15 protein-coding genes are annotated in these 16354 nt (G+C 33.1%); 3 read left to right on the plus strand and 12 right to left on the minus strand.

The genetic code is table 11. The features are described 5' to 3' along the window. Nucleotides 1–266: 266 nt before the first annotated feature. The 5 genes from FGM02_RS07825 to FGM02_RS07845 form a co-directional block, all read right to left on the minus strand. Nucleotides 267–1415 carry a tyrosine-type recombinase/integrase gene (locus FGM02_RS07825; RefSeq protein WP_139957813.1) on the minus strand — a complete coding sequence of 383 codons (1149 nt, stop codon included), beginning with the start codon at nucleotides 1413–1415 and terminating at the stop codon, nucleotides 267–269. A gap of 163 nt (nucleotides 1416–1578) precedes the next feature. Then, nucleotides 1579–3792: a RelA/SpoT family protein gene (locus tag FGM02_RS07830; RefSeq protein WP_139957814.1), complete on the minus strand. Its 2214-nt coding sequence runs from the start codon at nucleotides 3790–3792 to the stop codon at nucleotides 1579–1581. 35 nt (nucleotides 3793–3827) lie between these two features. Next, nucleotides 3828–5060 (minus strand): M48 family metallopeptidase, encoded by a 1233-nt coding sequence (locus tag FGM02_RS07835; RefSeq protein ID WP_139957815.1) that lies wholly within the window; start codon nucleotides 5058–5060, stop codon nucleotides 3828–3830. Between the two features lie 74 nt (nucleotides 5061–5134). Beyond that, nucleotides 5135–5941: a TrmH family RNA methyltransferase gene (locus tag FGM02_RS07840; RefSeq protein WP_139957816.1), complete on the minus strand. Its 807-nt coding sequence runs from the start codon at nucleotides 5939–5941 to the stop codon at nucleotides 5135–5137. A gap of 105 nt (nucleotides 5942–6046) precedes the next feature. Beyond that, nucleotides 6047–7120, minus strand: a complete 1074-nt coding sequence (locus FGM02_RS07845; protein WP_139957817.1) for a DUF3810 domain-containing protein — start codon at nucleotides 7118–7120, stop codon at nucleotides 6047–6049. A gap of 240 nt (nucleotides 7121–7360) precedes the next feature. Between FGM02_RS07845 and dnaB the strand changes: the two genes are divergently transcribed. Together dnaB and FGM02_RS07855 are read left to right on the plus strand one after the other, a co-directional pair. Beyond that, nucleotides 7361–8878 carry a replicative DNA helicase gene (gene dnaB / locus FGM02_RS07850; RefSeq protein ID WP_139957818.1) on the plus strand — a complete coding sequence of 506 codons (1518 nt, stop codon included), beginning with the start codon at nucleotides 7361–7363 and terminating at the stop codon, nucleotides 8876–8878. 153 nt (nucleotides 8879–9031) lie between these two features. Beyond that, nucleotides 9032–9880, plus strand: coding sequence for a transketolase (locus FGM02_RS07855; protein ID WP_139957819.1), 849 nt, complete (start codon nucleotides 9032–9034; stop codon nucleotides 9878–9880). Between the two features lie 214 nt (nucleotides 9881–10094). Here the strand turns inward: FGM02_RS07855 and FGM02_RS07860 are convergent, their stop codons facing one another. Then, entirely contained in the window at nucleotides 10095–10724 is a 630-nt protein-coding gene (locus tag FGM02_RS07860) for a 7-carboxy-7-deazaguanine synthase QueE (RefSeq protein WP_139957820.1), read from the minus strand. Nucleotides 10725–10855: 131 nt separating this feature from the next. Here FGM02_RS07860 and FGM02_RS07865 point away from each other — a divergent pair, with 131 nt between their 5' ends. Continuing rightward, nucleotides 10856–11425 (plus strand): hypothetical protein, encoded by a 570-nt coding sequence (locus FGM02_RS07865; protein ID WP_139957821.1) that lies wholly within the window; start codon nucleotides 10856–10858, stop codon nucleotides 11423–11425. Here the strand turns inward: FGM02_RS07865 and FGM02_RS07870 are convergent. The 6 genes from FGM02_RS07870 to FGM02_RS07895 form a co-directional block, all read right to left on the minus strand. Continuing rightward, on the minus strand, nucleotides 11422–11892 hold the full coding sequence (locus FGM02_RS07870) for a hypothetical protein (RefSeq protein ID WP_139957822.1): 471 nt from the start codon (nucleotides 11890–11892) through the stop codon (nucleotides 11422–11424). The genes FGM02_RS07865 and FGM02_RS07870 overlap by 4 nt on opposite strands. 18 nt (nucleotides 11893–11910) lie before the next feature. Further along, nucleotides 11911–12609 carry a peptidylprolyl isomerase gene (locus FGM02_RS07875; protein ID WP_139957823.1) on the minus strand — a complete coding sequence of 233 codons (699 nt, stop codon included), beginning with the start codon at nucleotides 12607–12609 and terminating at the stop codon, nucleotides 11911–11913. A gap of 21 nt (nucleotides 12610–12630) precedes the next feature. Then, the gene (locus FGM02_RS07880) at nucleotides 12631–13524 is read right to left on the minus strand and encodes a Ppx/GppA phosphatase family protein (protein WP_139957824.1); all 894 of its coding nucleotides are present in this window, start codon (nucleotides 13522–13524) and stop codon (nucleotides 12631–12633) included. A gap of 19 nt (nucleotides 13525–13543) precedes the next feature. Next, nucleotides 13544–14032, minus strand: a complete 489-nt coding sequence (locus tag FGM02_RS07885; RefSeq protein WP_139957825.1) for a SixA phosphatase family protein — start codon at nucleotides 14030–14032, stop codon at nucleotides 13544–13546. Between the two features lie 108 nt (nucleotides 14033–14140). After that, the gene (gene pdxH, locus FGM02_RS07890; RefSeq protein WP_139957826.1) at nucleotides 14141–14788 is read right to left on the minus strand and encodes a pyridoxamine 5'-phosphate oxidase; all 648 of its coding nucleotides are present in this window, start codon (nucleotides 14786–14788) and stop codon (nucleotides 14141–14143) included. Between the two features lie 16 nt (nucleotides 14789–14804). Further along, entirely contained in the window at nucleotides 14805–16280 is a 1476-nt protein-coding gene (locus tag FGM02_RS07895; RefSeq protein ID WP_139957827.1) for a sodium:solute symporter, read from the minus strand. Nucleotides 16281–16354 lie beyond the last annotated feature (74 nt).

A 16354-nucleotide genomic window follows, 5' to 3' on the forward strand; every position in this document is an offset into this window, starting at 1 on the left:
CTAAACATCATGAATTAACACTTAGAAAGTTTCTGCGGAAAGATGTGTGAGCGGAACTAGAATTGTTGCGTGCAGATTTTCCTCCCAACCGCAAACTTGCTTTTTAATAATAACCAAAATGTTTCGTGGGAAAAATGTGTAAATGGTAGTAATAAATATTCGGATAACTTTATGTACGCCAACGTGTTATATCTACACTAAAAGTATCTGTTTTGCGTTTCAGTTACGGGATAACGATACTAATTAGGTTTCTTTTTTGGTTAAAACTAATTAATTTTTTTATGATTCTCTAGCTGTTTTATGATTAAATCTAAAGGATTCGTTATTTTTTGTAAATCCTGACTCCTTACTTGGGTGTAAATCATCGTGGTTTCTGGTCTTGAGTGACCTAGCAATGCTTGTATATATCGAATGTCTGTTCCGTTTTCTAACAAATGTGTGGCATAACTGTGTCGTAAAGTATGCGGAGATATACGTTTGGTTATATGGGCTTGTTGACAACTGTTTTTTAAAAATTTTCGAATAGACATAGGACTGTATTGTTTTCCTTCTTCCAATCCTTCTACCAAATAAGTTTTGGGCGTATACGTGTTTAAATAATTATGCAACAATGGTAAAATTACATTGGCAATGGGCACATATCTATCTTTTCGTCCTTTTCCACTTTGTACTTTTAACATTTTTCTGTCAATATCTAAATCTCTAATTTTTAAGTTAATCAATTCTCCAACTCTTAATCCCGATGAATAGATCAGAGCAATACAAACTCGATGTTTTAAATTTTTGGTCACTCTTATCAATTCCAAAACTTCATTATTAGATAATACATTGGGTAATTTTTTATCCTTTCTTGGTGCCAGGGCATTAAAATCAATTTCTAAGTCTGAATTTATAAAGGCTAAATAATGCTTCATAGCACTAATATACTGCCTATGAGTACTTACCGAACTTTTCTTTGGAACAAAAACCTCTTCAGCATGTTTTTCTATGGATCTTACATCAATAGGCCTATTTTCATCTTTATGTATAATGTATTCTGCAACTAAAGTGCAATATGTTTTTAGCGTACTTGCACTAAATCGTTTTCCTTTTAAATAAGTATAAAACTGGTTTAGATGCTTTTTTTGCTCCTCAGTTAATTGTTCTTTAAGTGAAAGAGAAACGGGTTTTAGTAATATTGGAGTTGTAACATTTTTTATGTCTAAAATAGCCTTGTTCTTATAAAGCTCTTTAAGTTCGTCTAATGTGATTTTTGAGGTAGGGTAGTACCACATGTTTTTCGATTGACTCCAAAAAGCCCCCGAATTTTTACAGTATTCTTTTAAGTTGTATTCAAATTCAAAATATAAAGCATACACCTCTAGCTCTCGGTGCTTTATGAGTGAAACAACAATTGTTCTTTTTCTAGCTTCCATAGTTCCTAAGATAAGAAATATGAAGAACTTTTTTGGTGAAAATGAGGAGAAAAATTAGAGATTGTTTGTTGTATAAAAAAACTTGACCCACTGATACTAAATAAATTACTTCAGTGGGTCTGGTATATTCTTTCTACTTATAAGAAATCATTTTACAAGTCTATCAATCGGCACGTGACACTTTATTAACACCGTCAATTTTTAAAATATTTTCAGTAAGCTTCTTTAATTGGGTTTTGTTTTTTACATCAATGGTAATTTTTCCATTAAATATACTTCCTCTGGTTACTGAGTTTATATTGTAAATATTCATGCCCACATTTCCAGAAATAATACGTGTTAAATGATTTAAAATTCCTTTTTTATCCTCTCCACTAATTTTTAAAGTCACTTTAAAATTACGTTGTGAAGAATCTACCCACGTGGCTTTTAAAACTCGATACGCGTAGTTTGATTGCATACTAATAGCATTCGGACAATCGGCTTTGTGTACTTTTATACCGTCGTTAATAGTAACAAATCCAAAAACTTTATCGCCTTTAATGGCATTACAACATTTGGAAACCTTGTATTCCAGTTTTTCTTCATCCTTACCAAAAACTAAGGTGTCAAAGTTACTCGATAATTCTTCGTCTTCTTCTTTAACTTTAATGGCCTTATTTCTTTGTATTTTATTTTTAAAGAAATTATAAATGGCATTGCTACGTTTGCTGGCGTAACTTTTTAATTCTGAATTTTCAATAGAAGATATTCCTACTCTATAAAACAAATCGAAACTTGTTTTTAAGTTGAAATGATTTACCAATTCATTGACCGTTTTTTCATCCAAAGTAATTTTTAATGACTTCAATTTGCGTGTCAATAATACTTTTCCTTCTTCGGCAATTCCTTTTTCTTCTTCTTTTAAAGCAGCTCTAATTCTTGCTTTGGCTCTGGCGGTAACCACAAATTCTAACCAACGCTGGTTTGGTTTTTTTATGTTTGAAGTATAAATTTCTACCTGATCACCACTTCCTAAAACAGTATCCAAAGGTGTTAGTTTTCCATTTACTTTAGCGCCACGGCATTTTAAGCCAACATCGGTATGTACCGCAAAGGCAAAATCTAAAGCAGAGGCTCCTTTGGGTAAGGATTTTAATTCTCCTTTAGGTGTAAAAACAAAAATTTCTTCAGCGTATAAATTCAGTTTAAAATCCTCAACAAAATCCACGGCATTTATATTACCGTTTTCTAAGGTGTCTTTTAAACGATTCAACCAGGTTTCTAAACCACTTTCATCAACATTTCCTTGCTTGTATTTAAAATGTGCGGCATAGCCTTTTTCTGCAATTTCATTCATTCTGTCTGAACGAATTTGTACTTCTACCCAATTTCCTCCTGGGCCCATCACCGTTATATGCAACGATTCATAACCTGTCGTTTTTGGGTTGGTAATCCAATCTCTTAATCGAAGCGGGTTTGGGTTGTAATGGTCGGTAACTATAGAATATATTTTCCAAGCATCAAACTTTTCGTTTTTCTCTGTCGATTTGTAAACGATCCGAATAGCAAATTTATCGTAGACTTCATCAAAGCTCACATTTTGAGCTCGCATTTTTTTTCTAATAGAGAAAATAGATTTTGAACGTCCTTTGATAGAATACTCAAATTTTTCTTTGTCTAAGGTTTCTCTAATTTTATCAGAAAACTGTTTTATATATAAGTCTTGCTCTTCTTTACTATCTTTTATTTTGCTTAAAATATCTGTATAAACTTCAGGTTCGGTGTATTTCAATCCTAAATCTTCCAACTCCGTTTTTATATTATACAATCCAAGTCTGTGAGCTAATGGCGCATAAATATATAAAGTTTCCGAAGCAATTTTCACCTGCTTATAATCAGGCATGGCGTCCATGGTTTGCATATTGTGCAAACGATCGGCAATTTTTATTAAAATTACACGGACGTCATCATTTAAAGTAAGCAACATTTTTCTAAAATTCTCTGCTTGTATAGAAGCATCTTGCTCTTTGTTTAAACGAGAAATCTTCGTTAAGCCACTAACAACTTTGGCTATTTGTTCACCAAACAGCTGTTCCATATCATCTACCGTGTAGGGAGTGTCCTCCACAACATCGTGCAACAAAGCGGCGGCAATAGATGAGGCACCTAAACCAATTTCATAGGCCACAATTTTAGCCACAGCAATAGGATGAAAAATATAAGGTTCCCCTGTTTTTCTTCGTTGTTCACTGTGTGCTTCCAAAGCCAAATCAAAAGCTTTACGAATCAGTTTTTTATCATCTTCAGATAATTTCTGATAGGTCCCCTTTAATAAGTCCTTATAGCGCTTGGCAATTTCTTTATTTTCTTCCTCTATGGTAACGTTGTAGCTCATAGATGAAAGATACAGTTTTTTGTTAAAAATTTAAATTATTTTCTTAAATTTTGAATGCGCTGAAGCAAGGTAGGATGGGAGTAATATAGAAATACCGACCACTTGTGTGGCGTTAAATTACTTAAACTATTCTTAGATAGTTTTTTAAGTGAAGAAATGAGATGTTCGCCATTGGTATGAATCTTCGCAAAATTATCTGCTTGGTATTCAAAAATTCTCGAAATTACATTCATTATTAAGCCGGTTAGCTCAGAAATAGGCGTGTATAAAATGCTAAAAGTGATCAGGCCTATATGAAAACTTGGTGTTGGAATTTTTAAAGCTTGCGATAAAAGTGGATTTCCTATTAGTAAGGACAAGATAAATAAAGTTAAACCCGTGAGTAAAATAGAAGCTACCAAATTAAAAAGCGTATGCTTTCTTTTGTTATGACCTACCTCATGAGCAAAAACAGCCACAATCTCATCGGGCGTTAAATCTTTGATCAAAGTATCGTACAATACAATTCTTTTTTTAGGTCCAAAACCAGAAAAATAGGCATTGGCTTTTGTCGATCTTTTTGAACCATCGATCACAAAAATTTTATCCAATTTAAAACCCACCTTTGTAGCCAAGGCTTCTAGTTTGGTTTTTAACTCGCCAGCCTCTAGGGGAGTTTGTTTGTTGAATAATGGAACAATTAATGAAGAATAAAATAGATTGATAAAAACCGAAAATAGACCAATTAATAGCCAAGTATATAGCCAAAATAAATTTCCTGTTTGTGTGTAAAACCAAGTAACGGCTGCTAGTAGAAGTCCGCCAAGTGCCAACATTAAAAACCAACCTTTTAATTTATCTAGAAAGAAAAGTTTTTTGGTCATTTTATTAAAGCCGAATTTTTCTTCAATCACAAAGGTTTTGTAATACGAAAATGGCGTGCTTAGTATATCACTTCCCAAAGCCATAATTCCTAAATAATATAAGGTAATTAAAATTTCATTCTCACTTAAACTTCTCACAAATTGATCCAAAAACATAAAGCCATCAAAAAAGAAAAAAGCCAAGGTCAGTACCAATGAAAAACCACTACTGTATTGAGAAAATTGGTGGTTTTCTAATTTGTAGTTTTGTGATTTTTTGTATTCTTCAGCATCGTACACATCTGTTAACTCTTTTGGTAAATCGTCATTAAAATGTTTGGCATTTAGGTTGGATAGAATTTCCTCTTTAAGAAAATTGATCAAGGTAATTCCAACAAGAATATAAAAAAGTATTTGTGGCGTCATATATTGGGTTTAGTTGGCTCAAATGTACAACGCAAATGCCTAAATTAAAAGTTTAAAGCTGCCTAAGATTCCGACTAAAAACCACGTTGCCTACAAGCCTCAAATACAACAATAGCCGCAGCTACCGATACATTCATAGAGTCTATTTTACCACGCATGGGAATAATAATTTTTTTTGTCGCTTCTTGCAACCAAGTATCCGACAAGCCGGTGGCTTCTGTACCTACCACAATAGCCGTAGGTTTTGTAAAATCCTGATCTTGATAAGGTTCTGAATCGTCTTTTAAAGCTGCCGCGTAAGAATGGATTTTGTTCTCTTTTAAATAATCCAAAATTTCATCAGTAGTTCCGGTAGCCACTTGCGTAGTAAACAAACAACCTACGCTACTTCTAATAATATTGGGGTTGTATAAATCTGTTTTCGGATTGGCAATAAATACAGCATCAATATTCGCGGCATCTGCAGTACGCAATAAAGCACCAATATTTCCAGGCTTTTCTGGAGCTTCTGCAATTAAAATTAAAGGCGACTTGCGAAGGAATTTTATTTCAGATAAATGGTGATTTTTGGCTTTTACAATTGCTAAAACACCTTCAGTTGTTTCTCGGTAAGCTATTTTTTGGTACACATCTTTTGAAACTTCAATAATTTCTACAGAAGTATCTAAGGCGGCAATTAATTCTTGTAAATGTGTAGTAGAGCAAATCGCTTCGCAATATAATATTTTCTCAATTTCATAGTTTCCTTCTGCTGCTAATTGTATTTCTCTAAGTCCTTCCAATACAAAACGTCCCGACTTCTTTCTGTTTCTCGATTTTTCTTTGAGTAAAACAATTTCCTTTATAAAAGGGTTTTGTAAACTGGTAAGTTGCTTGTACATGGAATATTTTTTTGGCAAAAATAAGGTTTATCCTCGATGCATTTATAGTTTCAGGAATTTTAATGACGAATTTTTATTTTCCAATCTCTTTTTTTAAGCCGAAAATTATAAGTCTTGAGTATCTTTATAATTCAACAATAAATTGACCATATAGCTATAGCTTTTTATGCCACCTTTTTGTCGGTTGGCTTTTAAATAAGTACTGTAACTTTTCTTAAATAAAGGTTCAAAAGGATTTTCATAGGAATTCCAGAATTCATTAGATTCTCTAAAATTGATCAAAATTCCTTTGTTGATGTTTTCGTAATGAAGCTTATACAGCTCCAAATCTCTTTTACGCAATTCTGATAATACATATTTTAAAGCGGTCATTTTACCAGCAATTTGAAAATAAACATCCTCATTATGTATGGCTGCCAAATACCCTATAAAATTAGCTTCATTTTCTGCCGCAAAACCTAATTGGTGGGCCATTTCATGACAAGTAGTAAAAGCATAAGTGGGTAAGGGCATTTTTGAATTCACTTGGGCTTCACCGGTTAACGGATTTAAATAGCCCGCAAAACCCATATAGGTCAAAGGAGTACTTAAAAGCGAATGTTTGACAGAAGGAAATTTGTAGTTTAAAAATGCATGCTGTTTGCTTATATGCGTATAGCCATTTACGGCCAATTTGTAAATTTCTTTTCTAGTATAAGGTACTGTAATTTTTTGTTCACTGTCTTGCGTGGTTTTTAGGTGAAGTGCGTTCAGTTCTTTAACCAATTTTCCGGTAAACTTGTTTAATTGTTCGTCAGAATAGGAGGTAGATTCAATATGCAATTGTGTGGCTAAAGGAACTCGATAATAATTCATCCCCCAGCTCAACTGAAATAAAAAGTACAAAATAGAAAAAGTAGCACCTATAGCTAAGAGGTATCTTCTTATTTCAGAAAATTTATCTCGAATGACAATGTAAAAGAAACGAAGAATTAAGAATCCAAAAAAAGCATAGAAAAAATCGCCAACACTAAAAGGAATCCAACCTAAAGAACTTCTGTAACTAGCTGCAATATAAGGGTATATTCCGTTGGAATAATATTTCTCAATAAATTCAGGTTTTCTAGAAGTGTACTGCACGACTAAAATTTGCAAGAATAAAAAATAGGTTAAATACCTAGAGAGTAATTGATCTTTCATAAAAAAAATGCCTATTGAATGGCCAATTTACAAAGTTTTTAGTTTGTATCAGAGTTTCTTAACATTTGGTTCAAAGGATACCGAAATAAAAAAAAATAAAAATAGTTTATTGAGGAATTACAGGCTAAAAGATTCACAATAATTTACTTATCAACAAAACACCCAATTTATGAACATGGTGTGTACAAATTAATATGAAATTAAGATTTGTAAATTGAATTAAAGAATTAATTTTGTCTCATGGAGCAAACGAAATCATTCAAAGGTCAAAAAGTTGATAAAAGTAGAATTATCAACCTTGAGAAAGGAAAAATACCACCACAAGCATTAGACTTGGAAGAAGCAGTATTAGGTGCTATGATGATTGATAAAAAAGGAATAGATGCGGTGATTGATATTTTACACCCAGATGCCTTTTATAAAGATGCACATAAAGAAATTTATGCGGCTATTTATACCTTGTTCCAAAATTCAGAACCTTCAGATTTATTGACTGTTTCTAACCAACTTCGAAAAGATGGAAAGTTAGAATTTGTGGGTGGCGATTTCTATTTAATAGGACTAACGCAAAAAGTAGCTTCTTCTGCACATATTGAATTCCATGCACGTATCATCATTCAAAAGTTTATTCAACGTAGTTTGATTAGTATTTCTAGTGAAATTATTGAAAGTGCTTATGATGAAACAGCAGATGTATTTGATTTATTAGATGCTGCAGAATCGAAATTATTTGAGGTTACCCAAGGAAACTTGAAAAAGAGTTCTGAAAGCGCCAAAGACTTGGTAAAACAAGCCGTTACTAAAATTCAAGAAATTAGTAACCAAGAAGGAATGAGTGGTTTGGAAACAGGTTTTACCAAATTAGATGCCCTAACTTCTGGTTGGCAAGCTTCCGATTTAATTATTATTGCTGCGCGTCCTGGTATGGGAAAAACAGCCTTTGTCATTTCGATGGCGAAAAATATGGCCATTGATTTTGGACATGCCGTTGCTTTGTTCTCTTTGGAGATGTCATCGGTTCAGCTAATAACCCGTATGATTTCTAGTGAAACGGGCTTGACTTCAGAAAAATTAAGAAAAGGGAATTTGGAACCACATGAATGGGAACAATTGAATGTAAAAGTGAAAAACTTGACAGATTCGCCTATTTTTATTGATGATACGCCTTCACTTTCTATTTTCGATTTACGTGCAAAAGCGCGTCGTTTGGCATCGCAACACGGAATTAAAATTATTGTAATTGATTATTTGCAATTAATGACTGCCGGAAATGCTGCCGGTGGAAATCGTGAACAAGAAATATCAATGATTTCGCGAAACCTAAAAGCCTTGGCAAAAGAATTAAATATTCCAGTAATTGCACTTTCTCAATTATCACGTGCTGTAGAAACTAGGGGAGGATCTAAAAGACCTTTACTTTCTGATTTACGTGAATCTGGAGCCATTGAACAAGATGCCGATATTGTATCGTTTATTTTCCGTCCAGAATATTATGGAATGACCGAGTGGGATGATGATGAACATACACCATGTGAAGGACAGGGAGAGTTTATTGTGGCGAAGCATAGAAATGGTGGAATGGACAATATTCGTTTGAAATTTACAGGGCATTTGGCAAAATTCTCCGATTTAGAAGATGGTTTTGGAAATGAATTCCAATCTAAAATGAACGATTTCAATCAAGAAATTTCTTCTGATAATTTCCCAAGTGCATCTGATGCCTTTGGAGCGCCGGATGATGGAGATGTTCCTTTCTAAATAGTAAGCATTGTGTCTATAATTTTAGTTGTGTTTTAAGAAAATAGTTCTTCTTAAAAGGCCGGATAAATGATTCAAAAAAAATGCTTTTAAATAAGTTTGTATCATCACTTTAAAAATGTATTTTTGCGCAACTAATTTATACAGATAATAATGTCTACAACACAAGAATTAAAGGATTTTTCTCAACAAGTAAGAAGAGATATATTAAGAATGGTACACGCTGTGAACTCTGGTCACCCAGGAGGTTCTTTAGGTTGTACTGAATTTTTAACGGTTTTATATCAAGATGTCATGAGTTACAACTCAGATAAATTTGATATGGACGCTAAAAATGAAGATGTATTCTTTTTGTCTAATGGACATATTTCTCCTGTTTTTTATAGTGTTTTAGCTAGAAGTGGTTATTTTTCTGTTGAAGAATTAGCAACATTCAGATTGTTAAATTCTCGTTTGCAAGGACATCCTACAACGCATGAAGGTTTGGAAGGAATCCGTATGGCTTCAGGTTCTTTAGGACAAGGATTATCAAATGCTTTGGGAGCAGCACAAGCAAAAAAATTAAACGGTGATGACAAATTAGTGTATACATTACATGGTGATGGTGAATTACAAGAAGGTCAAAACTGGGAAGCAATTATGTATGCTTCTGCTAAAAAAGTAGACAATTTAATTGCAACAGTTGATTTAAACGGAAAACAAATTGATGGTACTACAGATCAGGTATTGGCAATGGGTTCTATCAAAGCAAAATTTGAAGCTTTTGATTGGATTGTTTTAGAAGAGAAAAAAGGAAATGATATTGAAGCTATCCAAGCTGTTTTAGCAAAAGCAAAAGAATTATCTGGAAACGGAAAACCTGTTTGTATTTTATTAGAAACTGAAATGGGTAACGGTGTTGATTTTATGATGCATACACATGCTTGGCATGGTAAAGCACCAAACGATGCGCAATTAGAAGAAGCATTGGCTCAAAATCCTGCAACTTTAGGAGATTACTAGAAATAAAAAATTTCATATATAAAAAATCTCAAACCTAAGGTTTGGGATTTTTTTTGTTTAAACGCATCTTATTGTAAGCTCGAGATATAGATTAAATAAATCTGGAAACTGAGCCTGTCTAAGTCTCATTATTTTCAATAAAATAAAAATTCCGTACCCTTCGACAAACGAAGGGTACGGAATAAATATGTTTGTAGACTCACTCTGTTGAAGTCTATGGTATATTCAAATATTTATGTGTTTGTAAAGAAATTTGCCATTGTGGATTTTTCATGACATACTCTATAATCTCAGGAATCATTTTTTCTTTTTTACTCCATTCAGGTTGTAAATACAACTTGCAATTTTCTGATACTTTTGCAGCTTCTTCTTCGGCAAACAAAAAATCATTCCTATTGTGAATAATCATTTTTAATTCATCTGCATGAGGATATATTTCAGCCAACGGTAATTTTGTTTTTTTAGGCGATAAACAAATCCAGTTCCAGTGCCCCGATAATTGGTAAGCTCCAGAGGTCTCCATATGTGTTTTAATTCCCGCAGTATTTAATTCTCTTGTAATATAGTCTAATGACCACATCAAAGGCTCTCCTCCGGTAATGACAACTGTTTTGGCATATTGCTTGGCATTGGCAACAATTTTATCGGTAAAAGTAGGAGGATGTAATTTGGCATCCCAACTTTCTTTTACATCACACCAATGGCAACCTACATCACAACCACCAATCCTAATAAAATAAGCCGCTGTTCCTGTATGCCCACCTTCTCCTTGAATTGTATAAAATTCTTCCATTAGCGGGAGCATTTTTCCTTGTGCAATTAACTCTTTCGTTTCAGGTGTCATAGTTTCAAATGTTTGAGCGGCAAAGATACAAGTAATCTCTTAGTGTAAAAGGGGAATTATTAACTTTTATTTCGCTTAAAATTTTAAAAGATTTGATTAAGTTTGTCGCTTATTAAATAAATAATTTTACAATGAATAATTTTGGTTTGAAACTTTTGGCTTGTGTACTAATTTTAACTTCTGTAGCTTGTTCTAATAGCAAGAAATACAAAGTAGCTTTGAATAGAGTAGGGCTAGTTACATCAGAAACAAAAGTGGAAGAAATTGATGAAATTTTTAAAAATGATTCTGTTGTAAAACACTTAAGTGAAGGTTTGTTAGGTTTTCAAGGCGCTTACCAACAAGAAGATGATAAATATTTAATTTATTCGAAAAAAGGAAAACACTTATTGACTTTAACACCTAAAGAATCTTTAGACTCTCTGTCTACTATTCGTTTTATAGATATTTACGATCCTTTATATGTTACTGAAAAAGGAATTGGATTGAACAGTACTTTTGAAGAAATTAATTTACAAACAACCATCGATAAAGTAGAAGCTTCTTTTACAAAAGCAACTCTTTATCTAAGTGAATTTAATGCAACTATGACTTTAGACAAGTCGGACTTGGGTATAAAAACAATGAGTACTGCTGAAATTCAAATTGGTCAAATTCCTAATTTGGTAAAGCCAAAAAGTTTTGTTGTTTGGTTTGATTAGTTAAAAAAGTAGGCCGTTCTTTTTTGTGAATCTGGAACTCCGATGCTGTAGTTTAAATAATTATCTTGTCGGACAAGCGCACCTTTTTTAATATATCCTTCTGCCATGGGCATGCAGGCTGCCCAAGAGCCAGAATCTTTACAGTCAGTATTGTCTGTAATTTTCACCAATGTATGGTTCTCTGTAAAAATGATGCAATTTTTATAACTTTTAGCTGTTTTCAAAACTTCTTGAATATTGGCTTTTTGTAAATTCACTATTTTGTCTGCAGCGGCTATGGCTTGTTTTTGTAAACTAATCAATGGTGTTTTAGTGGTAGCGACTTCTAAAGATTTTGAGTTTTTAAGAAAATTAAAGAGTAAAGTTCTTTCCTGTTTAGGAGACTGAACCGTGTTTGTTTTATTTGTTTCGTCTTTGCAACTTATTATTGTAAGCAGCGTACATAGGATTAAGGTAATTTTTTTCATAGCGGTAATGGTTTAATGTTAATTCAATACTTTTATTTTCATAGGAATGTTGTTTCTAGGCCATTCATCGGTGTCAATATCTTCGGCAGCAATTTTATCAATGACCTCAATGCCGTCAATAATTTCACCAAAAACCGTATGTTCAAAATTTAAATGCGACTGGTCTCTCTGAGATTGTATAAAATAGAATTCAAAAGAAGAAGATCTTTTTTCCGGATTGTATTCCCAATCTCTTGCAGCAGCAATAACTCCGCGTTTATGAGGTCTGTTTTTTCTGAATTCTGCAGGTAATAAGTAATTGTTTAGCTGAGTTCTAAATTCTGTAGTAACATCGCTGTCAGAATTTCCTCCTTGCACAATAAAACCGGGTACAACTCTATAAAAACAGGTCGTATCGAAATAGTTGTGTTTGGTTAAATAAATAAAACTAGCTCGGTGCAAAGGTGTGTTTTCATACAATCGTATGGTCATGTCACCTAATCGTGTGCTTAATAGCACTTTGGTTTCTTTATTCTTTTTGCCATATTCTGTGAAAAATTCTTCGCAGTTTTCAGTAGTTATGGTATCTGTGGTATAGATAATTCTTTTGTGAACTTTCTTCTTTTTAACAAAAGTATTTTGCTTTTTAAGCTTTTTAGGAGGCGGGGAGTCGCAGCTCACAACAAAGCATAAAAAAACAACTACTTTTAAATAGTGTAAAAAATAGTTGCTTTTCATAAAGGTGTTTTGAGTTTTTGTTTATAGGATTCCGCTGTACATGCTTTTGATGATTCCATCGGCAAGTCCAATTTTAGGAACATATATTTTTTTGGCGCCACTCCATTTCATGGCAGATAAGTATATTTTTGTTGCAGGAACAATAACATCTGCACGATCTGGATTCAATCCTAATTCAGAAATACGATCACTGTAAGTCATTTTCTTTAAGAATTGGTAATTGGCCTTCATATAAATTAAAGACAAGGGCTTGTCTAAAGCCTGACCAGACATTTTGAAAATTTTATTGATATTTCCACCAGAACCAATTAATACAATTCTGTTTAGGCCTTTGGTGTTAATTTTTATCCAAGTTTCAATTTCTTCCCAAATTTTCTTTTTGCTAATTTCTTTATTTAACAAACGTACGGTACCTATTTTAAAAGATTTAGATGCTAATAATTTTCCTTTAGAAAAAACAGTGAATTCTGTACTACCACCCCCAACATCAACATATAAATAAGCTTTGTGTCCAGCGGTTAATTCATTTAAGTCTGTAGAAGCAATAATTTTGGCTTCTTTTTTTCCGTCAATAATTTCAATATCTATATCCGCTTCTTCACTAATAGTTTTAATAAGGTCTACACCATTTTTTGCTTCACGCATGGCGGAAGTAGCACAGGCTTTGTAACGTTCAACACCATGAACATTCATTAACAATTTAAAAGCTTTCATGGCGTCTACCATTCTTGCGCTGTTTTCTTTGCTAATGATACCTGAAATAAAGGCATCTGCCCCTAAACGAATGGGTACCCTAACTAATGCCGATTTTTTAAATTTCGGTTCTTCATCTTCTTGTAAAACGATATTACTTATGAGTAATCTAACTGCATTGGAGCCTATGTCAATTGCCCCGTATTTTTTTATTTCTAACAAACTCACGTAATTTTATTGGTTATTTATGATGTTTTGGAAATTCTTTTAAAATGGTCTTGCCTTTTTTAATGCTTTTCCAATGGTTATTTTCAAATTGTATACCTATGACACCACAGGTAGGAACATGTGCGATGCTTTCGCTACCATATTTATTTACAAAATCATTGATACCATGATCGTGACTAAAAATAATGGCTGAATCAAATTCATCATCCAAAGCTTTGATGGTTTTCACCAAATAGCCGTCACTAAAACTATACAAAGATTTATTAATTTGCAAATTTGACAAAGGATAGCTAAAGTTGTTGCAAAATATTACGGCAGTAGACAAAGCTCTACTAGCACTACTTGTAATAAAAACATCAGGTTTGTTTATGGCTTTCCTAAGTTTTGACGAGACAAGATAAGAGTCTTTAATTCCTCTTTTTTTTAGGGGTCTGTCAATGTCATCTATTCCTTGATATTCCCAAGATGACTTGGCGTGTCGAACAATATATACTGTTTTCATTTATATAATATAGTTAGTCAAATATAAGGAAAGCTTTCAATTAGAAGCCTTGTTTTATATAAATAATTCAACTTTTTTAACCTTTGCTAATAAGATGTATAAATGAAGTTAGGGAGCCAATCGCTCAATTTTCCATTCAAAATTTTCTTGAAGCGAGTATAAGATTCTGTCGTGCATTCTGTTAGCTCTTCCTTGCCAAAATTCCATGCTAATTGGTTTTACAATATAGCCACCCCAATGTTCGGGTCTAGGAATTTCTTTCTGCTCAAACTTTTTCTCCATTGCTTTTAACTGTGCGTCTAATTCTTCTCTAGAAGCTACCACTTCGCTCTGATTAGAAGCCCAAGCCCCCAGTTTGCTTCCATCGGGTCTCGATTCAAAATAACCATCAGAAAGGTTAGTTGCAATTTTCTCAGCTTTTCCTTTGATGATTATTTGTTGCTCAGCACCATGCCAAAAAAAGGAAATACAAATATTAGGATTGTTGGCAATGGCTTTTCCTTTTTCACTTAAATAATTGGTGTAAAAAATAAAACCCTCCCAGGTAAATTTCTTCAACAATACCACGCGATTTTTAGGGTATCCATCCAAACCAATAGTTGAAATGGTCATGGCATTTGGTTCTTCTTGTTGTCCGTTAGCCTCTACTTCATAAAACCACTTCTGAAAGAACTCCATTGGATTTTCAGGAACAGTTGTTTTTGAAAGTTCGCTTTTTTCATAGCTTTTTCTATAGTTTCCTAGGTCTTTTTCCATGCTTCAAAAATACGAATTAAATTGTGTGAATTGACTTCGGTTTTCTCAAAAACCATAAACCTATGTAGGTAATTGCCCCATTTAAAATAAGTAGCTCATAGCCAAAAACATATCCGTTTAAAATAGCTGTAGAATAGCTGTTTAAAAAGGAAGTCAGCAGTACTGAAATAAGTGCAACAGCGGGAACTAATAGATCATTTATTTGATGTTTTGTGAATATCCCAAAAGCAAACAAACCTAATAAAGGGCCATATGTATAGGAAGCAACACTCAATAAACTGCTAATGACATTGTCTTTTAATACATGTTTAAAAATAACAATGACCAAAATCAACAAAACAGATACACCTATATGTGTTAATTTTCGAATTCTTTTTTTCTCAGCTTCACTTTTATCTTGTATGCTTAAAAAATCAAAACAAAAAGAAGTGGTTAAAGAGGTAAGTGCACTGTCAGCACTAGAATAGGCAGCTGCAATTAAACCCAAAATAAAAGTCACGGATAAAGTGGTTCCTAATGTTCCTTGCAGTGCAATGGCAGGAAATAATAAATCTGTTTTTGTTTTTCCGTCAATACTAGGAATAGCGATACCATTTTTTTCGGCATAGATAAATAACAATGCGCCTAAAAACAAGAAGACAAAGTTTACGAGAATTAAGACAAAGCCAAGTGATAAAATATTCCATTGAGCTTCCTTGGTATTCTTACAAGTAAGATTTTTTTGCATCATATCTTGGTCCAATCCCGTCATGGCAATGGCAATAAACATACCTCCAAAAAAGGATTTCAACCAATACTTTTTTTCTAGTAAATTATCTGTAAACCAAACTTTAGAATACTTGCTTAATTCATCTGATTGTAAGCTGTCTATTAGTGACCAATTAAAGCTTTTGTTTATAATTATTATTGCGGTTGCAACGGCAATTAGCATACATAAAGTTTGCAAAGTATCTGTCCAAACAATGGTTTTTATACCTCCTTTAAACGTATAAATCCAAATAAGTAAAATGGACAAAGTTACCGTTAACCAAAACGGAACATTCCAAGCATCAAAAATAAAATACTGCAATACAGAGGCTACTAAAAACAATCGAAAGGAAGCTCCTAAAACCCTTGAGACAAAAAAGAAAAAAGCACCCGTTTTATGACTCACCTTTCCGAAGCGAGTTAATAAATATTCATAAATAGAAGTAATATTTGCTTTGTAATAGACCGGCAACAGTACATAAGCAATGGCAATGTAACCGAAAAAATAACCGATTACAATTTGCATATAACTAAACTGACTTCCTTGTACCCAACCTGGAACAGAAATAAAAGTAACACCAGAGAGCGAGGCACCAATCATTCCAAAAGCTACAACATACCAAGGTGCTTTTTTTTCAGCTTTAAAGAAAGCAGCGTTTGTATCCGTTTTACCTGTAAAATGTGCGATTAGGAGCAGCAAGCCAAAGTAAGCAGCAACAATAATTAGAATTTGATAAGCTTGCATAAGTTGTGTTTTAAATCAATTTTACACAAATAAACAAATAAAGATTTTAATCCATAAAGATTCTACAAATTATT

This window comes from Flavicella sediminum (genome assembly GCF_006381105.1).
Lineage (GTDB): Bacteria > Bacteroidota > Bacteroidia > Flavobacteriales > Flavobacteriaceae > Flavicella > Flavicella sediminum.